The organism is Streptomyces musisoli (genome assembly GCF_016741855.1).
Lineage (GTDB): Bacteria > Actinomycetota > Actinomycetes > Streptomycetales > Streptomycetaceae > Streptomyces > Streptomyces musisoli.
In genome coordinates this window covers 50,747-75,478 of sequence record NZ_JAERRH010000025.1, presented here as the reverse complement: position 1 = coordinate 75,478, position 24,732 = coordinate 50,747, and the positions used below count along the sequence as shown (strand labels likewise).

The following is a 24,732-nucleotide window of genomic DNA, read 5'->3' as shown; positions in this document are numbered from 1 at the left end:
AAGGCCAGGGCCGCGATCCTCCGCGCCGCTGGTGGCGGCCACGATCTTTATCTGACGCTTAGTCAGGGGCCGCGAGTAGCGAGCTGCCCGATGGTGTGCGCGACCTGCGTCTTCTCCGTGAGCGCGGTTACACCACATGGTGGGACACGACCCTGCGCTAGGAGTTCGGGGCCAGGTCCGGGTGACCTCTCGGGCGCTTGTGCGGTAGGGGCCGACCTGCTCAACCACCTCCACGACGAGCTGTCCACCTCGACCCTGCCTACCGGATCGAGGATTTCAGCCCGCGGTTCGGCGGCCTGTGCATCACCGTCGCCGATCGCTTCGACGGCGGCGAATTCGACGGGGAGTTTGCCGACCGAGCCGCAGCCCTCGCCAACGCAGCCGAGTTCGCCGCCGTACAGACTCACTTGCGAGTTGTGCGGCCAGCCCGGACGCCCTTCCACGGGGACCAGCACCACACCTGGCTCATCACCCTGTGCGAAACCTGCCACTCCCAGCCACGGATGGCCACAGACTCGCCTCTCCGGCTCCGGCACGACGCAGCGACCGCGCCAGACGGCCTCGACGCGCCCATGGGATGAGTTTCAGGGGCTTTCTCAGTCGTCGCCGTCGTCTGACGGGCGGAGCGGGATGACGTTGTCGGGGGCAGGCTGGTCTTGGCTGTCGGGTTGCCGGAGGATGAGGACGGCTGCCGCGAGGGCCATCTGCTCCGCTCGATGCCGGGAGGCTGCTTCGGCAGCGCGGGAGTCCTTGAGAGCTTCCTTCAGACGGACGACCTCTTTGCGAAGCCGCTTTTCGACCTCCGGTGTCTGGTGCGTTTCGGTACGCACCCGCGCGTAGAACTCCTCCTTGAGGTCGGCGTGGCGCTTCTGCAGCGCCATGCGGTGGACACCGGCCTCTGCGGCGAGCGCAGTCGCCGTGAGGCTGCCGTTGGAACAGGTGGGCTCGCCGGCCAGGAGGCGGTCCATGGCCGCGCGGATGCGGGAGCGTTCGTCCTCGTGCTGCTGGTTCATGCGATGGCATCCTCGGCTGACTGGGCGGCGGCGTCGTGGGCATCGGCAAGAGCCCGGAAGCGGTCGGCGGTCAGGCGAAGCCGGTCCCCCAAGGGCTGGGGCATCAGGGCCGCCTTCGCATCGAGTCGGTCAGCGTGCTCTCGTGCCGCGCGTGCGTGGCTGTCGGTGCGGACCGCGTTGCCGCAGCCGAGCTGGCAGGCGAACTGGTTGGGTGCCGTCGCCCCGGGATCCGGGTCGCACAGGGCAGTGTCGCGCTTGAACGCGCAGATGAGAAAGGAGTCCGGGTTGTCGAAGAGGACGAGGCCGTCGCGTTCGAGGAACTTGGCGGCGGCCTTCGGGGTGGTCAGGGCGCCTTCGAAGCTGGGCATCGAAGCCGCTCCGACGATCGCCCGCCGCGCTGCCGGGCCGGAGATCTTCTCGCCGGCCGCAGTGGCGTCGCGCAGCCGTGCTGCGGTCTGCGCGGCGGCGAGGGCGGTCTCGACGTCGAGTTCCCCGTGGAAGCCTCTGCGCTCGCGGCTGCCGTAGCCGGCGGAGGTGCGGGCATCCAGGGCGGTGCGCATGTGCCCGTACTGGATGGCGAGGGCGACCAGGCCGCCGGGGCGGCGGGCGATGTGCCAGGCCAGGGTTCTGCGCAGACGGCTCAGTCCAAGGTTGCCGTGCGGGTCCTCCGGCACCTGTTGAGCCGGCAGCCCCTGGGCGGTGGCCTCCTGGTTGATCCACGACACGAGACCCTCGACGCGGCGGTCCAGGGTGGACCGCTTCAGGGCACCGTGGTGCTTGCGCTGGCCGACGATGTCGTGGTGGGTGGAGCTGAACAGGAGCTCGCCCCTGGGGACGATGCGTTCCAGGACACGGATGGCGTTGACGACCGGAGTGATCGCGACCCAAGGGACTGCCCGCTCCTCACCGGCGGAGACATGGTGCCCGTCGGAGTCGCGGACGTTCTTGTAGTGGTGGGAACGGATCAGATGCCGCGGCATAGAGCCGTCGGGATTCGGTTGCGGGTCGGGACAGCAGCCGGACCGCAGCGACCGTGCTTCTTGGGGGCGCATCCCGGTCAAATACAAGATCACGATCGCGGCTGCCGTGGCCAGGTGCCGCACCAGGATCGGCGTCTCCTCGTAGTCCATGAACTCGCGCCATGGCCGTCCCTCGATCTGGCCCGTCACCGGGACCTGCATCGGGCTGGGGCCAGGCCGCTGAGCCGTGAGTCGATAAATTCCGAGGCGGGCGACGATGGTCTGGACTTGGGTCCGGCTGCACCCGGTGACCGCGGCGACGTAGTGGTGGGCCAGTGTGACGCCGTGCAGCCGGCTCACAGTGGCGGGCAGCGGTGCACCAGAGTTGATCAGAGGCAGCAGATAGCTCTTGAGGGCCGTCAGGCCCTCGCGTGTGGTCTTGGCGGACTTCACCTGTGCGTGCATGCGGCGGCGTTCGTCCCAGGCGGCCAGGATGTCGCTGGAGAAGTCCTCGACCAGACGGATCGACCAGGTGAGCAGGGGGCCGATCACGGTCGGGTCCAGCGGCTCGGTCTTGTTCTCCCCGCCAGCCCCTCCCGTCTCGGCGGGTAGATAGTCGTCGATGCCCTCGTCCTCCCAGGGCGGACGTGTAATGCCGCAAGGGCTGGCCGAGAGTTGATCGAAGGCCCACATGTCCGAGAGCCAGCGCAGAATCGTCAGGGCATGACCGCGCGTACAGCTGCTGGCGTACGTGGCTGCGTACGCCTTCCAGTGCTCTGTGGTGCAGTGGCTGAGCTGGGAAACGCCTTGCCGGTCGAGCCAGCGTGCGAACTTCATCCACTGGATGATGTTGTCGCGCATGCTGGTCACGCCGTCGCGTGTCCGGTTCTGAAAGCCCCGTTCCCGTATGTAGGTGGGGCGCAGCTCGCCGTTGATCAGGCCCCAGACGAGGCGCCTGAACTCGCTCCGCAGGGTGGCGGGGCACCTCTTCCAGTTGACCTTGTGGATGCTGTCCCCGGGGTTGTCGATCAGCGGTCCCATCGACCAGGTGTCATCGTCATAGCGGGAGTTGGGGAGGGTGTTGCCGACGCTGATCCACCGGTCCAAGACCACCGGGCTCTCCGGCCCCGGCAGCGGCAGGATGTAGGGATCGGCCTCGATGGACAGTGCGGTCGTCACGGGGCCAGGTCTCCTTCGAACAGGTGGTCGATGATCATTCGGTCACGGTCAGTCACCCGGCGCAGTGCCGCATCCCAGGTGCTCTCGTTGACCTTCGCCCGCAGGTCATCGAGTCGCAGGAGATGTTCGTCCCAGCGCTCGCGCCAGAGCTTCTCGGGCCAGGCGGAACGTAGAGAGATCAACTGCCGGCGCAACAGCGCGAGGCGCGGGTGGTGACCGGTGTGGACCCGGGAGTTCTCGCAGGACAGGCAGAGCAGGAAGTCGGCGCCGCAGCCCCCGTTCGGGTCAGGCCAGGGGCTGCTGTCCTCATCCGCGCAGTCCGCCGTCGCGGTCTCCTGGTGGGCCGCGTCGGCCTCGTCCGTCAGGCGCCCGTGGAAGGTGTAGTCGCGGGCCTGATCGCGGGCCTCCTCGGCGCCCGCCGCGATCACGTCCACGGCGGCTTCCTGGACGTTCTTGTCGGGCAGGACGTAGATGCTCTCGTGGGTGCCCCGCTTGTGCTGCAGCGGCTTTCCCGTCGTGGTGACGGTCGTCCTGCGGGCGCGCTGAAAGGGCGAGCCGATGTTGCGGGACCTGGCCCAGACTCGCGCGTCGGCCTTGGACACGCCGAAGCACAGCGGGCCGACGTTCCGGGGCCGGTCCAGATTGGAGTCCACGTCGTCACGGCGCCGGTTGCGGGCGACCATCAGCAGATCGTGGCCCGGTGACAGGGCGGCAGCCAGGGCCCGCCCGTGCTTCGTGGCTTCCAGGGCCTGGGTGATGAGCCGGCCCGGCGAGTCCGCGCCGGAGTCGGTGTAGTTCTCCGTGGCGAACCACCGTCCCTCGCCGGAGCGGCGCTTCTCCACCAGGACCTCGTAGGTGACCGTCGTCTTCTCTCCTGCGGACGGGGTGATCACGGGCACGTGCAGACGGTCGTAGACCGACAGGTTCCATCCGTAGCGGTCGGTCATCATCACAGCCAGCGCCGTCAGCTCCGCCCGACTCAGGAACAACCGGCCTGCCGTCTTCCCGCCGTTCTTTCCGCGCAACAGCCCCTCGGCCCGGGTGTAGACCTTCCCCTCCTTGTCCGGGTACCCGGGCAGTTCGCCCGTGGAGGCCAAGCACTCGAGGACGGACGCGACCCTCCACTCACGGCTGGACGGGTCCAGCGAGCCCGCCCGGTAGCGGTCCAGCAGCGTGGTGTTCTCCAGGATCCGCAGCAGCGCGGCCCGGAACTGCCGCTCGGCGGCCAGCAGCACCTGGTCGCGCTCCGACGGCCGGTAGGACTGCTTGGACGGCTTGCCCTTCTTCGGAACAGGGCGGGCCAGTTCCTCGGCGGCCAGGCCCTCGGACAGCCGCGGCTCGCGCTTCAGCAGCGTACGTATCTTGGCCAGGGCCTCGCGCCCACCGGGGGTGTCCTTGTGATTGTTCCGCCAGAGCCGGAGCGTGGCCGAGGTGAGGTCGCCGAGATCCTCGGCCGGGTGCCCCTGGTCCTTGAGGAACCGGGCGAAGACCTCCAAGGACCGCCAATACGATTCGCCGCTTGCGTGGCTGTTCCACCCCATGGACTGCGCGGCGAACGCTCGTGCGAGCGAGCAGCGCATCGGCTGCGGTACGGAGAGCTCGGCGAAGTCGAAGACCCGCCTGAAGCCCTCCTTGTTGACCACGGTGACCTGCAGTCCGTCGGCGGCTATTCGCTGGGTTGCCTGGAAGTCCGGCGGTGGCAGGACCGCCCGACGGCCTCTCCCGCTCATGACGCTTCCGCGGCGGGCAGGGCGTCAACCAGCACCTCGATGTCCTGGATCCCGGAGGTCTCCCGGGCCAGCCGGGCGAACAGACCGTTCAGATCCTTCGTCTCGTCCGTCTCCTCGTGCTCGTCTTCGGCGTCAAAGGCCAGGATTGACTCCAGCTGCAGATGCATGACCGGGCGGAGGTAGTGCTCCTTCGTCGTCTCAACGTCCTTGTGCCCCAACAGGGTCTTCACCAGCCACCACGGGTCGCCGTAGAGCTGGGCGAAGTCGCGCCGATCTGCGGCGGTCAGCCCGTACTTCTTGTCCATCAACTCGTTGAGCAGGATCAACATGTAGAGCGCCAACGAGTGACGCATGGAGTGGGGTGTCGCGTACGGGACCTTCCCGCGGATCTCCGCGACCCGCAGCAGCCGGGGCGTCTCTCGCTCCTGCGGAGTCAGCAGAGCCTGCTCGCAACGCTGGTTGGCCTGCCGGAACACGGTGTTCCAGCGGTCCGGCAGCATGGGCAGGCCCTGCTCGGTCAGCCACAACCACGCCGGCTCCGGGCCCTGTGGTCCCTCGACGAACAGCCACTGCCGCTCGCGCCAGTCGAGCAGATTCAGGTCATACCGACCTTGGACGCCGTCGCGGTCGACCCAGTGGACCGTCGGGGTGAGGCCCGTGGTGACCTTCGTGATCAGCCGCATCAGCGGCAACTCTTCGTAGCGTCCCTGGGCCTGGGCCCGTTCGACAGCCCAGGCCCGCTCCGACTCCGCGTAGGCGCTGACCTGGCGCAATGAATCGGCCGACGCGTAGTAGGTCCGGTCCCGCTTCGAGCGGGACAGCGCTCGGGCCATCTGCCCGTGGCAGTAGCGGCCCGAGCGCAGCGGGCGGGACGGCACTTCGAACGTCAACGTGGCGCCGGATTCCTGCCGCCGCAGTCCCGAGCTGAGCGTGAACCCGACGAACGAGGTGTTCCGAAGCTCGGTCCGCCCGTCCCAGCCCGGCACCGGTGTTCCGTCCGGACCGAGGCCGCGAAGGCCCACGTCCTGCCAAAGACCCCAGGTTCGCGGTGTCAGCCACGACACCCGCGAACTGCGGGCGTCCGCGGCGCGGTCCACCCGGCGCCGGCTGTCCACCGGCAGCGGCGTGACCTTCGCCCACCGGTAGAGCCGCGTGAAAGCTGGCGCTTCCCTATCCCACTTCGCCCCGCTGATTCGCCTTGGGTTCAGCGGCGAGTCACACCGAAATTCCCTGTACGCGCGCAAGTCGGCCTCGGTCGCTTGCCGCCACGGGATCCCGCGTCGCCACAACCAAGTCAGCAACAGCCGGATATCCAGCGCGTAATTCCGTCGAGTTTCCCGCTCCAGCGGATGGAATTCCGAGGAGAGCACGAATTCCAGCAGCTCGGGATCCACCACGAAATCTGGCCGTACAAAAACCGGATCACCCGGCCGAAGCCCTACCGCATCCACGGCGGCCGGCAGGTCGCGGACCCCCAGCACCCCCTCCTCCGGCAGCGGCCCCCACCGCTCCGGATCCGGCACGAACACCAGCCACCACTCGTCCATCTGCCACCCCTGTGAGTCCCTTGAACTCACTCAATCATCAGGGAAGCACAGATGCGGATCGTCCGGGATGCCTTCCACCTGGTACACGATGTGCCCGCACTGGCAGCGCCCGGTCCTCAGTGCGACGGCTGGACCGTCGGCGGCCCGGTACGCGTCCGGGGCTGAGGCGCTGGTCGAGGTCGGATCGGTCGTCTGGCCGGAGCGGTGGGATGAACTGGGCATGGATCTCCTTATCCGTGTCATCCGGTGGGCCGAGGTCACCGGTTGAGACTGGTCGGACGCGACGGGACTTCACCGTGGACGGCCGGACCGCTGGTGAGCGCGGAAGCGACGGGGCCGCCGGTCGGGAGGCTGAGGCGGGTGAAGTACTCGGTGGCCAGAATGCGGTCCCGCCTCTCCGTATCGACGCGGGACAGCAGCGCGGGCAGCGGTCGCCCGCCTTCGAGCTGGCTGCTGTGGGAGCAGATCGCAGCCCATTTGCGGTCTATCCATTCCGTCACGTTCACGGCGGCGGTCACGTACTCGTCCGGTACGGCCAGCAGGGTCTTGCCGACCCCGCGCAGCAGCGGTCCGAGGTCCCCGATCCCGGACTGAGGGTGGGTGGCCGCGTAGAGCGCGTGGGGCTGCCACGGCTCGCCGGCCTCCGGGTGAAGGTGAGCGATTCCGGCTGCTTCCACGGCGAGCAGCGTCACCTGGTGGGTGCGCCGGTGATCCGGGTGTCCGGTCAGCTGGCCGAGCGCGTCATGAGTGACGACGATGTCGGGCCGGACCTGCCGGATGTGGGCGACCACCTGGGCGACGGCGTCGTCCAGGGGCACGTCGCACCAGCGGGGTCGGCCGAGCGCCGACGATCCGTTGCGGGCGTCGCCGTATCCGAGCATCCGTGGCGCACCCGCGCCGAGGACATCCAGCGCCGCTGCGAGTTCGGCGGCCCGCTGGCTGTCCGGGGCCCAGGTGGCGGTGACCACCGCCGTTCGGGCCCCGGCGGCGGCGTGCTGGGCGAGCACCCCGCCGGCGAGGAGGGACTCGTCATCCGGGTGAGCGAAGACGGCGAGCAGACTGGGCAACACGGGCATCTCCCGGGACGGTGGCCTGTCCGGCCGGACAGGGGCAGAGGAGGGACGGGCGTCCTGCTGTTCGGTCATGGGCGCCGGTCAGGCCGCCCTCGCCCGCGTGCCTACCGCCGCCGGCGCGTTGTTCAGGCGGATGATCACGCTTCTCCCGTGGCCGCGGCGATGGCGTGGTTGTGCCGAGCGGGGCCCGGAAGGTGACCGTTGCGGCCCGGCCATCGGAACACCAGGCGGCAGTGCTCCTTGTCCAGGACGTCCCCGTCGGGCAGCAGATCGTCGGGCGTGCCAGCCGGGTGGATCGTCAGGATCGGATCAGCGTGCTTGCTGTTGTCGTCGGCGCGCACGTGGCGGTCCCAGGCCCGCACTGTGGCCGCCAGCTGCTCGGCGAGCTGCGGGCCCTGCTCACCGAAGGCATGGACGAACCACTCCCACTCCTTGTCCTCGGGACGCTCGCCGTACCGAGTCTGGACGTGCATCAGGTAGGCAAGCGAGCCGTCGCCGAGGATCGCCGGCGTGTCACGGTCCTTCACGACCCCGGTGACGCCCTCGTCCTGGTGCGCGGCCAGCTGGCAGAAGGTGGGCAGGGTGGTGGCCGCATACAGCTGCAGGGAGCCGAAATAGGCCCCCGCCCCCATGGTCACGCCGGTGGCGAGCTCGTGCCGAGGCCCACGCAACGCCTCCTCCAAGCCTGCCGTCGGGGCGGCGATGCCGTTCTCGAAGCGGAGCGTCAGCTCACCGTCGAGGAGGCCGGCGACCGGGACGGTGCCGGCCTGCTGCCCTTGGTCACGGACGAAGCCGCAGTACGTGAAGTGGCGGGCGTGCAGCACCTGGCCGTGCCGCTCGAGCGTGATCGCCCGGGTATAGCCGCCGATCTCCAGCGGCAGGACCAGGCGTCCGCCCTCAGCCAGCTGCTCCCGCCAGGCCGGGGCGATGTCCCAGCAGTTGTAGGTGATCACGCTGCCGTCGAAGCCGCCGCGCGGCACGAGGTGTGCGGGTGCTCCCAGGGCCGCGTCGGCCTCGACGACGGTGACGCGTCCGCTGCCGGCCTCCGTGAGGAACCGGCGGGCGCGGCGCACGACCCACGGGTCGATGTCGACGGTGACCACCCGCCCCTCGGATCCGGCGACGTGGGCGATCAGTTCGGCGTTGTAACCGCCGGACCCGGCCTCGAACACGATCGCGCCCGACTGAAGATGCAGGCTTTCGATCATGTCGGCCTGGAGCCAGGCCGCGGACACCGAGCTGATCGCCGCTCCGGTCTCGTCCCGCCGGGTGATCACGGCCCGGTCGCCGCCGTCGTACGCGGTCGCGAGGTTCACTTCCGGGGCGAAGCGATGGCGGGGCACGGTCCGCAGCGCCTCTTGGACCTGTTCGGAGGGGGCCCAGCCGCCGTCGATGACCGTCTCGGCCATCTCGTGGCGCAGCCGGGCGGCTTCGGCCGGCTCCCCGGGCACGGGCGGCTGGTCGACGGCGAGGGGGTAGGCGTGGACGGGCGGTAGGTCGGGGATGACCCCGGGCCAGATGGCGTCCAGTGCCTGCGCGGCAGGGGTGAAGACATCGCCGACGCAAGAAAAGGCGTGCAGGTCATGCCACTCCCACCGGTCGAACAACTTCGGCTCTTGGTTGGTGAGGGTCCCCGACCAGGCGGTGATGCGGACAACGGCCGTGAGCCGGGGCACGCCGTGGCTGTCGTCGACGAGCATCGTCACCACATACGCGTCCGAGGCCAAAGCCGTCAGGCCGGTCTCCTCACCGAGTTCGCGGACCGCCGCCGCGGCGAAGTCCTCCGGTCCGGAGGTTTTGCCGCCGGGCAGCTCCCACATGCCCCGACGCGAGCGGCCGAGTAGGACCCGCCCAGCCTCGTCGGTGAGGACCGCGAGGGCTCCGGTCACGGCGTGACCAGTGGGTGGTTGCCGCCTCTCGACCGCGGCGGTGTCCCTGTGGCAGGAGCCGCGCAGAACGAGGACGGTGAGCTCGTCCGCTTCCAGCCGTACGGCCTGCTTCCATCCGGCGGTGAGCAGGCCGATCTCGTCCTCGTCGAGGGCGATGTCACGCCGCTCCTCGGGGGTGTGCTCGACCACCGGAGTGATGACCACGAGCGCGCCGCCCGGCCGCAGCCGCTCGCCGAGGGCGTGCAGGACGCGGCTGCGGTCGCGCAGGAAGGGATACATCAGGCGCAGGCTGATCAGGTCATATCCCTCCTGGTGCAGCTCTGCCGGGTCGTCGTGCTCGATGTCCAGCTGTAGCCAGCGCACTCCCTCCACTTCAGCGTGTTCGCCGCGCGCCCGGGCGATCGCGCTGCCGGCGAAGTCGACGGCGTCCACCGCGTAACCGAGAGACGCGAGGTAGGCGGCGAGTTCGCCGGTGCCGCATCCCACGTCGAGCGCCCGCCTGCCGCCTTCGGGGACGGGCGTGTGCTCGGCGAACACAGCCCGCTCGGCGTCACCGAGCTGCCGGAAGTTCTTCCCATCGGCGTAGTGCTGCTGCCACTCCTCGCGAGCGGTGTACCCCACGGTGTTGCTCCTCGACTGGTTGGGTGCGGTGGACAAGGCGGTGTTCACGGGTGGCCCGTGGCGCGGAGGCGCGCCAGGGTGCGGTGGCCGCGTTCGACGAGCTCTGGATCGCCGTGGGCGGCGCCGTACTGGATGCCGGAGAGGGCGTCCAGGGCGGCCAGAATGGCCAGGTGCTGCTCCTCGGCCGGGGTGAACGGGCGGCCGTAGCCGTCCATCACGGCCTCGTACAGGTCCGGCCGGCCTGCCCAGGCGTCGGACAGGCGCACGAAGTCCCGTACTGCCGGGCCGTCTTCGCTGCGCTCGAAGTCGATCACGTGCAGGCTTTCGCTGGCCTCGTCCCAGCGCAGATTGCGCAGTTGGAAGTCGCCATGGGTGGGCCCCGCCTCCAGGGGAGGCAGCCCCGCAGCTTTGGCCACCATCGCACGGAGGAACTCCTCGTCCCCGGGGGCGAGGTGTGGGCGAGCGGCGTCGAGGTGACGCTCCCACTTCCCTAGGGGCAAGGTGTCGCCGGTTGCCGGCCGGGCAGGGGCGCTGCGGTGGATGGCTGCGGCGAGCCGGCCGATGCGGTGGAAGATCCGCCGCTGTTCTGCCGGTGGGTGGACGGCGCCGTGCAGGGAGCGGCCCGGTACTGCGGTGATGACGACGGCGCGCAGCGCCTCGTCGGCGGCCACCAGGCGGGGCGCGGCCGCGCCCAGGCCGGGGACCCAGGTGCGGTACGCGGACACCTCCCGCTGGTGGAAGCGATCGTTCTGGTGGACCTTGACGAACCACAGCCCGCCCTCGGCACCGATAGCCCGCCACACCTGGCTGCCCTCCCGCGCCCAGGACACGTCCGTCCAGCCGGTGACGCGCCCGACGGCCCGCTCGGTGAACTCCCGCAGCCGGGCATCCGGCCCGGCCGTCCCGGCCGCGGGGACGGGGCGGCGCCGGTCGCGGTCCGGGTCGTAGGCGATCGGGTCACCGGGCTGCTGGAAATGCACGGCCATCGCCTGGCCAGACCGGTAGGTGTCCAGCCCGGCACGGCAGTACGCGACCATCGGCTCCGGCAGCGCATCGAGACCGAACCAGTCCATTGCGTCGCAGACGGCCGCCTCCCGGACAGCGGGAGTGCCCTGCCAGGCGCGGACCTCAAAGAAAACCCCGGTCCTGGACATGCCACCAGGACTGCGGTGGTGCACGGTGACCGCGAAGCGGACCTCCGCCGGGTCGATGACGACGCCGGTCTCTTCGTGCGCCTCGCGGGTCAGTGCGCCGACGACGTCCTCGTGCGGGCCATCGAGGTGTCCAGAGGGCAGATGCCACAGGCCCGAGGCGTAGACGTTCCCAGCCCGGCGGGACAGCAGGACCTCGGGGCCGGCTGCGCCGTCACGGCGCAGGATCAGGTGGACGTCGACCGGCTCACGGTGCCGCAGCTCGCCGCTCACGACGCCGCTCCTGGCCGACGGGCCAGCAGGATGGTGAACACGGCGTCTTCACGCAGGGTCCCGCCGCGGGCGTACGCGCCGAGCAACTGGCGGACCTCGGTCTCGAATGCCTGGTGTCGGTCGCCGAAGAGATCGGGCCGGGCAAAGCTGGTGCTGCGGAGGTAACCGACGACCGATTCCGGCGTCCAGGCGCGGGTCATGGGGAAGCGGTACTCGCGCACGTCGCTGAACGCGGAGTCGGCGAGGTCGTCCTCATAGGAGCGGCCGGGCGCGGTATAGGTGCCGCGGGCGCCCGCGCGGCGGCCAGGGCCGAGGTAGGTCTGGATCAACTCGCGCAGCGCGACCGTCCAGTCGGCGTCGTAGGTCCACAGGCTGCCGTCCCCCATGACCGCCACGGTGGCGTGCGGCGCGGCCACCCGGTCCACCATCTCCAGTACGGCCGGGCGGTCCATCCAGTGGAACGCCCGGCAGCAGGTGACGAGATCAGGGCGCCGCCCGGGCCCTTCGGGGACAAAGGTGTGGGCCTCGCCGGCGTACGGGGAGACCGTGCACGTTCCGATGAGCGGTTCGATCGCGGTCATCGCTTGCGCGAGCATCTGCTGGTTGATGTCGACCAAGTCGACGTGAGCCAGCCGCGGGACGACTGGCAGCAGCGCGCGGGGTACCTGTGCGGTCCCGGTTCCCAGGTCCAGCAGGACTGGTGCGGGCACCCCGTGCAAGGTCGCGGCGAGGAGGCGTACGGCTGCGTCCGGCACGCCCGGCCGGTAGCGGGCATACGCGTCGGCCACCGTACCGAACAGCGCCTCGCCCAAGGGGGCTGGGCCGGCGGACGGTTCGTCGGTGCGGCTGGGCACTGGTGGGTCGACGTTCACGCCCATCCCATCTCGGAGTAGGACTGGCCGGAGCGGATGCCGTGGACGGCCGTACGGGTGTAGGGCACCATCGGCTCTGGCAGGTCGTCGAGTGGCCACCATTCCCAGCGGACGCACCGGTCCGGTTCGCGTACCTCCGGCTCTCCGCACCACGCCGTTGCTCGGAAGAAGAGCTGGATGCGGGGCTGGGCATCGGCGTAGTCGAGAAGGTGGACGGTGTGCACCAGGTCCAAGTCTTCCGGCCTGATGATGAGACCGGCCTCCTCGGCCGCCTCCCTGACCAGGCAGGACCGCACCGATTCCCGCTCGACGTGTCCGGCGAGCGCGTGCCACTGTTCAGCGGCGAACGCGACGTCGGGATGGCGTAGTCCAAGCAGGGTGCGTCCGTCGCGCTCCAGGTAGAGGTGGGCACCGATCACGTTCTTCACGGCTCCCGCACCGCCCTGTGATGCCCCGGGCCGCTGCTCGGGTACCGGCGCGATCCAGCTGAGGAGGTTCTTCGCATGGTGGGCGAGGATCGCCTCGTACGCCCAGGGACACATGGAGAGGTGGACCATGGTCTCCACGTCGAACCAGCGGAACATGATGCCTTCGGTGACCGGCAGCCGGTCGGCGTCGCCGTCCCACCGGCCCTCGTAGACCTGGATCCGGCCCTCGGTGACGTGGGGGCCCGAGGCACCCACCGTGGTGAAGAGCGTCAGGTCGGGGATGACGAGGTCGGCCTCCTCGCGGAGCTCGCGGACGATCGCCTCGTCCGGCGTCTCCTGTCCTTCGGGGCCTCCTCCGATCAGCGACCACATGCCCGGATCACAGATCGGCTTGTTGGCATCCCGCAGGTGCAGCAGGTACTGCCCGCGGCTGTTGGTGAGGATCACGGCTGTGCTGGTGGCCGTGGCGGGATCAGCATGCATGGCTGTCGCCTTTCTCCAGGAGCGGGTCGAGTTCGCCCGTCGCCCCCGTACCGGTGTGCGAGGCGTCGGTCAGCGTCCAGGACAGGGCGCCGCAGCGGCTGGTCACCCGCTGGACGCCGTCGTCATCGATCTCCAGCCGGTAGGTGTGCGGTGAGCCGGCCGCGCGCCAGCGGCCAGCGACGTCTTGGATCTCCGCCCAGATGTCGCGCGGCCCGACGGCGGTGACCTCCCAGCAGCGATCACCGACGCGGCGTGCCCGCACCCAGGAACCGCACCGCGGTGCGCCGATCGTCAGGTCTTCCGCGCTGAAGTCGCGGACGAGCCCGGGGCGGAGGTGGTCCAGGGCCAGCCACATGCCTCGGTCGGTGTCCGCCGGCGGCTCCAGCCGGCTGCGTCGGGTCCGGCCGCCTTCGGATGCGGCGATCTGTTTGCGGAAGGCGGCGGACAGGAACAGCCGGTCGAATCCGGCGCCCCCGCGGTGCCCGAACTCCACCGCGACCAGTTCCGCCTCTACAACGCTGGTCGGGGTTCTGGTGATCACTGCCAAACCGGGCCAGGAAGGCGAGGAGGTGCCCAGGGTCATCAGCGCGCGTCCGCCCGGCGCGAGTTGGGCGACCAGGGCCGGCGGAATCCGGGGTACGGCGAAGGACACGAAGATCCGGTCGTACGGGCCCAACTCGGGCCAGCCGCCCAGGCCGTCCCCGGTCACCACGGCAGGCCGGCATCCCAAGGCCATCAGACGCGAGTGGGCGGCCTCGCTGACGTGCCGGTCGATGTCGAGGGTGACGACGCCGTCGTGGCCGCAGATGAAACTGGCCACGGCGGCGGTCACGCCGACACCGGTGCCGACGTCCAGCACCCGCTGCCCGCGGCGCAGGTCCAGACGCTGCAACAGGTCGGCGGTCATGCCCATCGTGCTCGACATCGCCGTCATGGAGCCCCCGGACCGGACGCCGGAGACCCGGCCGAGAATGGGCTCGCCCTCGTGCTGGATGGACACGCTGTCCCCGCTGTGGAGAAGAACCAGCAGCTCCTCCCGGTCGTCGGGCCGGGACCAGTCCAGCAGCTCCCAGCGCGGCGGTTCGTCGGGGGCGCTGCGCCGCACGTACGCCTGCGGCATCAACGTCTCGCGCGGCAGGGCGAGCAGCGCATCGCGCACGGGGCCAGGGTGAAGGTCACCGGCCTCCTCCAGGCGGGCGACCATCTCTGTCCGTGCGGCGGCGACCTGTAGATCCGAGGCGTCGGGGGCCGGCGCTGCGGTGCGCGGTTCCGGGAGCGCGGGGGCGGTCGGCCCGGCTTCCGTACCGCCGGTGTTCAGGTGCGTCACGGCATGCCTCCGTCCATCGCCCTCGGCGGCGGGTGCAGGCCCCGGCGCGGGCACGGCCGGCCCGGCAGCGGCAGGCGGCTGCCCCGTGGTGTAGCCCGTGCCCTCCGGTGTGGGCGGAGGGGCGGGCATCTGTCGCAGGGCGCGCAGCGGCGAGCGGGCCAGGACCACAAGCGGTACGACGAGCAGGCAGGCACCCGCGATCAGCGCGGGGCGCACTCCGGCCCATGTGCCGAGTCCGCCAGCGAGCAGCGCGCCCAACGGCCGGGCGCCGGAGGTCAGCCAGGTGCTCACGGCCTGCATCCGGGCCTGCATGTAGTCCTCGGTGATGATCTGGCGAATCGACCGCTGGGTGGTGCCCGCCGCCCCCGCGCAGGCCAGCTGAAGGAACAACGCTCCGCCGATCACGATCTCCCAGCCCAGCGCCGGGGAGGCCAGCAGCAGCGGGACCTGGGTGAGCGGCGTGAGCGCGAGCGCGCCGAGCATCATCGGACCGGGGCCGAACCGCCGCGTGACGGCTGGGGCGGACAGGGCCCCGGCCGCCGCGCCTAGTGCACCGGTCCCCAGCACCACGCCGAAGGCGGTCGCGCTCATCTCCAGGACCCGCAGCAGGTACAGCGCCCACAGGGTGTTGAGCACGGCCAGGGCTAGGGACGTGGTGGCGTTGACCCAGGTGAGCACGCTCAGCCGGTGGTCGTCGCGCACGTATCGCAGGCCCTCGGCGATCTCCGTCCGCAGCCGGCGCTGCGTGGTCCGCGCCGGGGTGGTCTCGCGGGCCTGGATGCGGGCGGTGCACCAGGCACTGAGGAGGTAGGAGCCGACGTCCCCGAGCAGGGCGCGGGCCGGGCCGAGCAGCGCGGTGAGCGCGGCGCCGAGGCTGCTGCCCCCGGTCGCCGCGATCGCGAAAAGACCCCCGATGCGGCTGTTGCCCCGCTGGATCAAGGACCGATCGACCAGCGTCGGCAGCAGGCTGATCGCCGCCGCATCGTGCAACACGCCCGCGGCCCCGTGAACCACGGCGACAACCATGAGCTGCGCCAGGGTCAGCTCCTCCAGAGCCGCGGCCACCGGCACCGTTACCAGCGCCGTGGCGCTGACCAGGTCACCGGTAATCATCTGTCGTCGCTTGGAGTGCCGGTCGGCGAGCGCACCGGCGTGCAGAGCGAGCAGTGCCGGCGGCAGCTGCCCCCAGAACGCCAGCCATGCCACTTGGCCGGGGGTGGCGTCCAGGTGGAGAACGGCGAGCACCGGGAGCGCCATCGAGCTGATCGAGCTTCCCGCCACGCTGGCGGCCTGGCCGGTCAAGTAGCGACGGAAGTCGCGGTGCCGCCACAACGACTTGGACGCGGTGGAAGAGTCAGGACAGGCAGTCACGGCGTCCCTCCTCGGCTTCTCCCGGGCGCTCGGTGAACAGCAACGCCCGAGGTAGGGGCAATCCGGTATGACGCCCCTGGCAGCACCGGGCGGCTGCCGAGCCGCTGCGGGCCCGCATCCACTGAGGTGCTTCGGGCAGAGGCCACGGTCACCACCCCAATTCGGTGTAGAGGCGGCCGGCCCGGATGCCCTCGATCGCGGCGCGGGTGTACGGGACGATCTTGTCGGGGAGGGCGTCGGAGGGCCACCAGCCCCAGGACACGCAGCGGTCGGGCTCGCGTACCTCCGGCGTTCCCGTCCACTTCTGGGCGCGGAACACGAGCCCCATGCGGGGCTGCCCGCCGGGGTGGTCCACGAGGTGGACGACGTGGACCAGCTCCAGGTCTGCCGGGGCGATTGCGACCCCGGCTTCTTCCTGTGCCTCGCGGATCAGGCAGGCGATGGCGGATTCCTGTTCGCAGTGGCCGGCCAGGAAGTGGTGGGTGGAGGCCGCGAAGGCGGCGTCGGGGTGCCGGAGGCCCAGCAGTACCTTGCCGTCCTGCTCGAGGTAGAGGTGCACGCCGACGACGTTGAGGCGTGCCTGACTTCCGGGTCGAGCCTGCGCCGGTACGGGGGGCCGGGTGGGGGCCTGGGCCTGGTGGAGGTCGATGACCTCCTTCGTCCACGGGCACATCGTCAGGTACGGGATGGTGGCGGCGTCGAAATGGCGGAACATGATGCCCTCGGGACAGGGCAATTCGTCGGCGTTGCCGTCCCAGGTTCCGAGGTAAACGCGAATGCTGCCTTTGGTCCCGTCGGGGCCCAGGGAGTCGACCACCGTGAACTCCTCCAGCGGAACCACCAGGCCGGTCTCCTCCAGCAGTTCCCGCTCCACCGCCTCACGTGAGGTCTCCGTTCCTTCGCGGTCGCCGCCTGGGATGCTCCACGTTCCCGGGTCGCAGATCTTCTTGTTGGCGTCGCGCAGGTGCAGCAGGTAACGGCCACGCGAGTCAACGAGCAGCGCAGCAGTCCCGCGCGGGTCGTCGGACACGGTCATCACAGGCTCCTTGAGGTCGGGATGCAAAGGCGGGGGCGGCCGACTGGGGCCGGTGGCGGTTCGCTGGCCGGCGCGGAGGCAGGCTCACCACAGTCCGATCCCCTCGAGCAGCACCTCGGCCGGGGCGAGCTCCGGCGTTCCTCGGCCGGTGAGCGGTTCACCGGCCCGCCTCCTCGGCTGCGGCTGAGGCTGCGCCGGGCTGGTAGCCGCTGGCCTGCAGGGTGAACATGGCGGCGTAGTCGCCGCCCGTGGCCATGAGCTCGTCGTGGGATCCGGATTCGACGATGCGGCCGCTGTCGAAGACGAGGATGCGGTCGCAGTCGACGACGCTGGCGAGCCGGTGGGAGATCAGCACCGTGATCTGGTCGGTGCGCAGTCGGCCGCGCAGAACCGCCTCGTACACGGCATGCTCGGACGGCGGGTCCATGCTCGCCGTCGGCTCGTCCAGGAGCAGCAGCGGCGCCGCCTTGTACAGGCCCCGGGCGACAGCCATCTTCGCCCATTGCCCGCCGGAGAGCTGCTGCCCGCCCTTGAACCGCTTCGACAGCAGCGTCTTCCACTGAGCGGGAAGTGCGGCGATGACCCCGTCGGCTCCTGCGGCCCGTGCGGCGGCCATGGCGCGCTGGGGTTCGGCCTCGGTGAGCGTGCCGGTGCCGGCGGTGATGTTCGACAGGGCGCTGAAGGGGAACCGCACCGGGTCCTGCAGCACACAGGCGACCTGCCGGTGCACCGACTTCGCGTCCATCTCGCGGACATCGATGCCGTCCCAACTCACGCTGCCCTGCTGCGGTTCGTACAGGCCGGCCAGCACCTTGGCGCAGGTGGACTTGCCCGATCCGTTGAGGCCGACGAACGCCACCGTCTCCCCGGCGCGGAGCGTGAAGGAGACCCCGTCGAGCGCCGGTGTGTCCTTGCCGGGGTAGGTGAAGTGGACGTCCTTGACGGTGATCTCCTTCACTTTCTCCGGCGCCCGCACATCGGCCGTACGGGGCAGGAGACGGCGACTGCGCTCCTGGACGGAGAGGAGGTCGTCGACCCACAGGGCGTGCTCGTAGACGAGGTGGGCGAACTCGATGAGCTGGGTCAGGGAGGACCGTCCGGATTGGATGGCCAGGACCGCGCCGGCCCCGGCGGCCAATGGGAGCCACCCTGAGATGAGCATGGCGGCCAGCGCGGTGTACGTGATGCCGGTGCCGACTCCGCCCACCGCTCGGCCGGCGAGGTTGATCAGGGCCGAGTTCACGCCTAGGCGCGTGTCCTCTTCGGCGATCTTGACGGTCAGGCGGCGGTGCTCGTCCAGCAGGGCGTCCTGGGCCGTGTCGGAGCGCAGCTCCGCGGCCGCGTCCACGTCGAGCAGCAGCCAGGAGAAGACCCGGACGCGGCGTTGCAGCGCGTTCCAGCGCTTGAAGGAGTGGAAGCGGGCCCGCGCGCTGTGCACGGCGGCTGCTCCCACCGGCAGGACGGACAGCAACAGCAGTGGGAGCAGGGCGGGGTGGAGGATGCTCAGGACGCCGGCGGTGCCGATGAGGCCGAGGGCCGCGGAGGCCAGGGAGACGGCCTGCCCGACGATCATCCGGGCGTAGAAGAGCCCGCGGTCGTTGGCACGGTGCACCTCGTCGTGCCAGTCGGCGTCCTCCACGGCCTCCAGCCGTACGTGTGCGGTGAGGCTCAGGAACTCGCATTCGAGCGCGGTGCGGATTTTGGGCGTGACGCGCGCCTGGGCCACCGAGACGGCGGCTTCCAGCAGGGCCCGGGCAGCGAGGAAACCTGCCACGAGGAGGATCTGTGGAATGGCTGCGCGTACGCGATCGGGCGTGGGCCCCTGGGCGAACAGGTGCTGGAGCACTCCGACCGAGGCGATCAGCCCGAAGGCCGCCATGGCGGCCGAGGCCAGCTGGCAGACGACGGCCGTGAGGGTGGACGCGCGGTCCGCCTGCCAGGCAAGCCGCCCGATCAGGGCGGTGATCCTGGGCAGACGGGCCAGAACCTGGCGCACCGTGGCGCTGGCGGCGGCGCCGTCGTGGACGGACCAGTACGCCTCCTCCATCGCATCGGTCACGTCGCCGTCCTCCGGCCCGGCGGGCACGGTCGTCGGCGGCAGGGGCAGGAAGGCGGACCGCGGTGCCGGAATGGTGTCAGCGGCTGCATCGGTGGACTCGCTCATGCCGCCCACCTCGTATCCGGTCGTGCCGAGCCGGGCGTGCGAACGTCAAGCCTCCGCAGTCGGAGTAACACCGCCTGGCTGTCGGTACGCCGGGACATGCCGATGATGCGGTGCGGCACCTTCGGGTCCTTGGTGCAGTGCTTGCGGAAGGAGGCTTGAGCGAGGGAGTTAGCGGAGCGCTGCCCTGCGTACTGGATCCTCGCTGGCAGCGGAGGAGAAACTGCGCCGTCCTGGTTGAACTCGCGTGTGTCGGCTGCGCGCAACTGGGGTCCTCCATCCCTGATCTGTGTGCCGTGTACGACGACACCGAGGTCAACGAGGTGGACCCCGATATCGAACACGCGTGTTTGAGACTTTGCCGAAACCCCGAGATGGAGCGCTCGACGTCGCATGTAGAGCCCACGGATCCTTGTTCGGCCCGGACGCCCACCGATCGACCGGTGGCCGACACGCCGATGTTGGGTACGCGTGTGGTGCTTGGGTTTTCGGGCCCCGTGCCCAGGGCTGCCGTGACGGGCGGGCAGCGCCTTTCCTGCGGGCTCAGGGAGCAGCGGAGACCGGCCAGTCATCGGACCGGCTGGGAGCGAAGGAGCATGTTGGCCCTCGCGAGGTCCTCCGGTGTGTCGACCGCGAGACCGTCGTCTATGACAGGGAGCATCCGTACGCCGTGGCCGTGTTCGACGAAGCGCAGCATCTCCACGCCCTCGGTACGCTCCAACGGCCCCTGCGGGAGGTGCCGGAACAAGTTGAGGGCTGTCCCGGTGAAGCCGTAGAGACCGAGCTGACGCAGGTAGCTTGGCCGGTCCCCGCGCGGGTAGGGGATCGGCTGCCGGGAGAACATCAGGGCGTTGCGCTGTGTATCGACGACGACCTTGACGACGTTGTGGTCCAGGACGGCACCCACGTCCTGAAGCTCCGTGTACGCGTTCACTGCGAGCGTTCCGGGCACCAGCTGCTCTAGGGCTTCGGAGACGGCGTCGATCGCGGCGGGCGAGATGAACGGCTCGTCACCCTGGACGTTGATGTACGCGTCGGCGGGCAGACGCTCCGCGCACTCCGCGACCCGATCGGTGCCGGTGAGGTGTCTTTCGGTGCGCACGCACTCGATGCCCAGTTCGTGGCACGCCTCCTCGATGCGCTCGTCATCGGTGGCGACGACCACGCTGTCGAGGCGCTTCGCCTCCAGGCAGCGCTGATGGACGTGCCACAGCAGCGGCTTGCACCCGAGCTGGGCCAGGGGCTTCCCCGGAAACCGGGACGCTCCCCAGCGGCAGGGGATGACGGCGATGTGGTGGCGGTGCGTGGTGTTCGGTGGTGCGGCTGTGGTGGCGGCCACGGCAGACTCCCGTCGGTGAGGGTCAGGAATGAGTGAGGCGGGGGAGGAGGGCCAGCTTGGCGCGGACGGTGGGCGAGGCGGAGTCCTCGAACGACCGCCACTCGTAGTCACTGACCTCTTCGGCCTGGAGCGTCACCGCGTGTTGGGACCGCAGAAGGAAGACCCAGCGGAAGTCCACGTGCTGGTGCGCCGGCTCGCCCTTCGCAGCGTTGGCGGCGATGCCGTGTACGTCGATGTCCAGGGGCACGGTCTCGAATCCCGGTAGGGGGACGACGGCGTTGTGAGGGATGCCGGTCTCCTCGAACAGCTCGCGCAGGGCGGCACCGGGAAGATTCTGGTCGCCCGGCTCGTTGTGTCCGCCCGGCGCGAGGGCCTTGCCCGTCGCGTTGTGCTGGATGTGCAACACCCGGCTACTGCTGTCGATGACGATGGCGCTGCAGGTCACGTGCGTGGGAAACGTCTTCCGGCTGGTCGGGTCCTCCTCGCCGGCGAGAACGTCGAAGAGCGGAGCCAGGGCATCGCGCTCAGACGGGTAACGGGTGAGGTACGCCTCAACGGTGGCGCGGATGTGGTGGGCGGACGGTGGCATGGGATCACCTGTTGAAGTAGTCGAACCAGATCCTGGCGATGGCCTGGCGGTCGGGTGCGGGCATCTCGTGGAGGCCGGGCTGGAAGCGGCCCTGACTGAGGGCTGCGGTGGCGGCGAGTATCTCGGCCTGGACGAGATGGATGTAGGTGCCGACGGCGGCGCCGTGCACGAAGTTGACGGCGCCGCCGTCGGCGAGGACGTAGAAGTAGTGGCCGGTGATCTCGTAACGCGTCAGGTGTTCGCCGACCGGGGTGCGCTGGTACAGCCCGTCGAGGCTGCCGAGTTCGAGTTCGTCCTCCGAGGACGTCACCGAGGCGACGTACGCCCCGTTGCGCAGGGCGGCGAAGTCGCCTTGGCGCAGGGCGAGGTTGCCGGTGGCGCACAGGACGAGTTCCGCGTCTCCGAGCGCGTCCGCCGTCGATGCGCTCGTACGGAAGCCCTGGGAGTGCGCCTGCACCCTCTTGACCGGGTCGGTGTCGTGCACGGTGACGCGCAGGTCCTGGGCACGTAGCGTCTGAGCGATGGCTCGGCCGACCTTGCCGAACCCGATGACGCAGGCGTTTCGGCTGGTCAGGATGTCGCCGCGGGCACGCACCAGCGCGTCGGTCGAGAAGACGATGGACCGGCCCACGAGGTGATCCTCGCAGTCCTTCAGCGGGGAGCAGGCCACCGAGACGACGGGACAGGGCAGGTGGTCGAGTGCCGCGTACCTCTGGTGTCCGTTCTCGGTGTCCTCGACGATGCCGAGCATGCGGCCGGAGAACTTCTCCACCAGGGTGTCGAGGCACGGCGCGAAGTAGCCGCCGATGTCCACCAGGATGACGTTCCGGCCGCCGGCCGTGTCCTCCCGATAGTCCAATGCCCTGGTTGAGTCCGCGAACAGCTCTCGGCTGAGGTCATGGACGGTGAAGGCACGACGGACGACCTCCAGCGTCGGCTGGTCCACGGACTTGGGCTTGGGCAGGACAGCACCGACCGTGGACGTGGCGGCCATCGCGCGGAGGAACGCCGGCCGCTCGGAAAGCAGGTGCGTGATGATCAGGGTGGTGACGCAGTCCCCGGCGGGGAAGCGTAGTGATCTGCCGGAAGAAGGCGTCCAGCCGCGCTTTCTCAGGACTCTCCACTGCAACTCCTACTGGTCCTGCAGCTCATGCCGCGCGGCCGAACGCGGCGGACTCGGCGGTCAGCGCCTGCATCTGGGCCCGCATGCCGTTGTGGAGGTCGACCTGGGGTTGCCAGCCCAGGACCTCGTAGGCACGGCCGGGGTTAGCGCGGGTGGTGAGGACGTCGCCGCGGCGCGGGTTCTCCTGGTGAACCTGGATCTCGCGCCCGGCGAGGCTGTTCGCGATGTTGATCACTTCGAGCAGGGAGGCGCTCGAACCACCCCCTACGTTGATCACCCCGCTGGCCGTCGGACTGGTGGCCGCGGCGATGGTGGCGGCCACCGCGTCGTCGATGTACGTGAAGTCCCGGCGCTGGTGGCCGTCCCCGAACAAGCGCAGCGGCTGGCCGGTCAGGGCGGCCGTGAGGGCGCGGTGCGTGAACATGTCGGGGCGCTGCCGGGGGCCGTAGACGGTGAAGTACCGCAGGGCGACGACGCTGGTGGGGCAGTGGGCCTGGGCGGAGTGTGCGAGGCAGAGCTGCTCCTCGGCGAGTTTCGTTACCGCGTACGGAGATGCCGGCTGGGGCCTGTCGGTCTCCACGCTCGCACCGCCGTCGGTGGAGCCGTAGACGCTGGAGGACGAGGCCACCACGAGCCTGGGAGTGCCCATACGGGCGACGGCGTCCATGACGCGGTGGGTCGCGAGGACGTTGGAGGCGACGTACTCGCTGAACTTCGGTCCCCAGGAGGGGCGCACCCCAGGGATGCCCGCCAGGTGGAAGACGGCGTTCGCATCGATGAGAAGCGGCTCGATCGCGCAGCTGAGGAGGTCGGCGGTGACGTGCATGTACCCCGGGAGCCCCCGCACGACGGCGAGATTCGCCGCGGCCGTGGGGTCGGTGGCCGGGTCGCGCCGGTCGACGCCGACGACGACAGCGCCGGCCTGGACGAGGGCGTGTGCGAGATGGGAGCCAATGAAGCCGGCGGCGCCGGTCACCACAGCCCGCCGGGGGACGGCGGTGGTCAGGTGGGATGGGTGCTGTGACACGGAGATCTCCAGGAATCCAGGGGAGGGGTGGCTTAGGCGAGGCGGGCCAGAACCGTCCGGCCGTGGGTGCTGAGGGCGAGGTCCTCCTGCTCGTGCCCGCGGACCAGCGCGGTGACGGCCTCGATCGCGCCGAAGGACTCCAGCAGCCGCTGCTCGGTGTCGTTCAGGGGCTCCCCGTACCCGGCGAAGAACGCCGTCCGGAGGTTCGGGGCGGCCTGCCAGCGGCGGAACTCGAGCCGGGCGAAGTCACGGATGCGGGCGTCGCGGCGCATGTGCTCGAAGTCGCACAGCCCGAAGTCGTCCCCGAGAAGCCAGTTCCTCGGCTGGTAGTCGAGGTGGCATACAGCGCTGTCCATGAGCGTGTTCGCCAGGACGTCCGCGTGGTGGCTCAGGCGCTCGCGTTCGATCGTGGACATGAGGCCGGCCCGGTCTGCGCGGGCGATCCAGTCGCGCAGCCGCTGGGCGAGTTCCGTGCCGACGGCGCCGGTACGCGATACCGAGGTGGCATGGTGCAGGTTGCCCAGCACGCGCCCGGCCTCGTAGTGCGCCTGCTCCTCCTCGGGCGACCCCGGCGCGACCGTATCCACCCGTACGCCGGGAACCGCGGTGAGCAGCAGGGTGCACGTCCTGTCCTGCCTGCCCACCACGCGGGGGACGTGGCCGATCAGGTGGCATCCCCAGGCGAGATAGGCGTGCAGCTCGCGGGTGTACCGGTCGCGTTCGCTGTGCTGCTTGGCGAAGAACTCGTTGCCGTCGGCATTGACCAGGCGCAGGACGCGGGGCGGGAGCATCGGATCGTGCACGATCCGGACCGCTCCGAGCGCGCCGCGAGCCAGGTTCAGGCGCGGGTCGTCGGACAGCGTGATCACGACGCAGCCTCCTGACCTAAGGCGGCCAGGTGCTTGGTGTCGTTGTGGTGGTCGAGCATCCACCGTCTCTGTCCGAGCCGGTTGAGGTGGTGCTGCCAACGGGTGATGGACCCGTGGGAGACCGTGAATCCGGAAGGGGAACCGAGCGGGATGCCCAGGAGCAGAGTGTGCGCGACGATCACGGTCTCACCGTGGGCGGCGAACAGGACGCGTTCGCCTTCGTGCTGGTCGATGAGTTCCCGCAAGAAGCGACTGGCTCGCTTCAAGTAGCCGTTCCAGGTGTCGGATCCAGCAGCCCAGGGCTTGTCGGGGTGGGCGTGCGGCCCGCCATCGGCGGTCGTCTTCACCTCGGTCCAGGGCTGGCCGTCGGCGGCACCATGGACGGGACCATCGAGACGGTCGTCCGTGGATATGGGGAGCCGAAGGGCCTGGCTGAGGATCTCGGCGGTCTGGCGCAGGCGGATGCGGGGGCCGGTGTACAGGGCGTCGAACGGCTTGTCGCGGTGCTCAGCGGCGAGGCGCAGCGCGGCCCGCTCGACTTGCGCGTACCCGTGGTTGGTCAGCCCAGTGCAGGTGCGCGGGCCGCCAACCAGACCGTCGACGTTGCACCGGGCCTCGCCGTGGCGGACGAAGACGAGTTCTGTGGTGATCATGCGGAACCTCGCGGGCATG

The 24,732-nt window shown here is 70.1% G+C and carries 18 protein-coding genes and 1 pseudogene; all 19 read right to left on the bottom strand.

Features of this window, described 5'->3' with window-relative positions; translation table 11 throughout:
- Nucleotides 1-596 precede the first annotated feature (596 nt).
- The 19 genes and pseudogenes from JK361_RS35960 to JK361_RS35865 all read right to left on the bottom strand — a co-directional run bounded on the left by JK361_RS35960 (nt 597) and on the right by JK361_RS35865 (nt 24,713).
- Entirely contained in the window at nt 597-1,013 is a 417-nt protein-coding gene (locus JK361_RS35960; protein WP_201826461.1) for a hypothetical protein, read from the bottom strand.
- Nucleotides 1,010-3,151, bottom strand: a complete 2,142-nt coding sequence (locus JK361_RS35955; RefSeq protein ID WP_201826459.1) for an integrase — start codon at nt 3,149-3,151, stop codon at nt 1,010-1,012. The genes JK361_RS35960 and JK361_RS35955 overlap by 4 nt, the downstream gene beginning before the upstream one ends.
- Nucleotides 3,148-4,881, bottom strand: coding sequence for a hypothetical protein (locus JK361_RS35950; protein WP_201826457.1), 1,734 nt, complete (start codon nt 4,879-4,881; stop codon nt 3,148-3,150). Before JK361_RS35950 ends, JK361_RS35955 begins: the two co-directional genes overlap by 4 nt.
- Complete coding sequence (locus tag JK361_RS35945; protein WP_201826455.1) at nt 4,878-6,428, bottom strand: site-specific integrase; 1,551 nt, start codon at nt 6,426-6,428, stop codon at nt 4,878-4,880. The genes JK361_RS35950 and JK361_RS35945 overlap by 4 nt, the downstream gene beginning before the upstream one ends.
- Nucleotides 6,429-6,458: 30 nt before the next feature.
- Nucleotides 6,459-6,650 carry a hypothetical protein gene (locus JK361_RS35940; RefSeq protein ID WP_201826453.1) on the bottom strand — a complete coding sequence of 64 codons (192 nt, stop codon included), beginning with the start codon at nt 6,648-6,650 and terminating at the stop codon, nt 6,459-6,461.
- A gap of 35 nt (nt 6,651-6,685) precedes the next feature.
- Complete coding sequence (locus JK361_RS35935; RefSeq protein ID WP_201826451.1) at nt 6,686-7,504, bottom strand: PIG-L deacetylase family protein; 819 nt, start codon at nt 7,502-7,504, stop codon at nt 6,686-6,688.
- A gap of 134 nt (nt 7,505-7,638) precedes the next feature.
- Nucleotides 7,639-10,011, bottom strand: coding sequence for a methyltransferase, FxLD system (gene fxlM, locus JK361_RS35930; RefSeq protein WP_201826449.1), 2,373 nt, complete (start codon nt 10,009-10,011; stop codon nt 7,639-7,641).
- Nucleotides 10,012-10,055: 44 nt separating this feature from the next.
- Nucleotides 10,056-11,435: a phosphotransferase gene (locus JK361_RS35925; RefSeq protein WP_201826447.1), complete on the bottom strand. Its 1,380-nt coding sequence runs from the start codon at nt 11,433-11,435 to the stop codon at nt 10,056-10,058.
- On the bottom strand, nt 11,432-12,307 hold the full coding sequence (locus tag JK361_RS35920; RefSeq protein WP_307787409.1) for a class I SAM-dependent methyltransferase: 876 nt from the start codon (nt 12,305-12,307) through the stop codon (nt 11,432-11,434). The genes JK361_RS35925 and JK361_RS35920 overlap by 4 nt, the downstream gene beginning before the upstream one ends.
- Nucleotides 12,304-13,218 carry an NUDIX hydrolase gene (locus JK361_RS35915; protein ID WP_201826444.1) on the bottom strand — a complete coding sequence of 305 codons (915 nt, stop codon included), beginning with the start codon at nt 13,216-13,218 and terminating at the stop codon, nt 12,304-12,306. Before JK361_RS35915 ends, JK361_RS35920 begins: the two co-directional genes overlap by 4 nt.
- On the bottom strand, nt 13,208-15,916 hold the full coding sequence (locus JK361_RS41735) for an MFS transporter (RefSeq protein WP_307787408.1): 2,709 nt from the start codon (nt 15,914-15,916) through the stop codon (nt 13,208-13,210). The genes JK361_RS35915 and JK361_RS41735 overlap by 11 nt, the downstream gene beginning before the upstream one ends.
- A gap of 148 nt (nt 15,917-16,064) precedes the next feature.
- A complete protein-coding gene (locus JK361_RS35900) occupies nt 16,065-16,952 on the bottom strand; it encodes an NUDIX hydrolase (RefSeq protein ID WP_201826442.1) in 888 nt (295 codons plus the stop codon).
- 157 nt (nt 16,953-17,109) lie between these two features.
- Nucleotides 17,110-19,116: an ABC transporter ATP-binding protein gene (locus JK361_RS35895; RefSeq protein WP_201826440.1), complete on the bottom strand. Its 2,007-nt coding sequence runs from the start codon at nt 19,114-19,116 to the stop codon at nt 17,110-17,112.
- 565 nt (nt 19,117-19,681) lie between these two features.
- A complete protein-coding gene (locus JK361_RS35890) occupies nt 19,682-20,452 on the bottom strand; it encodes a 3-deoxy-manno-octulosonate cytidylyltransferase (RefSeq protein ID WP_201826438.1) in 771 nt (256 codons plus the stop codon).
- Between the two features lie 22 nt (nt 20,453-20,474).
- Nucleotides 20,475-21,041 (bottom strand): NUDIX hydrolase, encoded by a 567-nt coding sequence (locus JK361_RS35885; RefSeq protein WP_201826436.1) that lies wholly within the window; start codon nt 21,039-21,041, stop codon nt 20,475-20,477.
- A gap of 4 nt (nt 21,042-21,045) precedes the next feature.
- Nucleotides 21,046-22,165 (bottom strand): annotated as a pseudogene (locus JK361_RS35880) (adenosylhomocysteinase).
- 24 nt (nt 22,166-22,189) lie between these two features.
- A complete protein-coding gene (locus tag JK361_RS35875) occupies nt 22,190-23,191 on the bottom strand; it encodes an NAD-dependent epimerase/dehydratase family protein (RefSeq protein WP_307787407.1) in 1,002 nt (333 codons plus the stop codon).
- Between the two features lie 32 nt (nt 23,192-23,223).
- A complete protein-coding gene (locus tag JK361_RS35870; protein ID WP_201826434.1) occupies nt 23,224-24,060 on the bottom strand; it encodes a phosphotransferase in 837 nt (278 codons plus the stop codon).
- Nucleotides 24,057-24,713, bottom strand: coding sequence for a histidine phosphatase family protein (locus JK361_RS35865; RefSeq protein WP_201826432.1), 657 nt, complete (start codon nt 24,711-24,713; stop codon nt 24,057-24,059). The genes JK361_RS35870 and JK361_RS35865 overlap by 4 nt, the downstream gene beginning before the upstream one ends.
- Between the last annotated feature and the right edge of the window lie 19 nt (nt 24,714-24,732).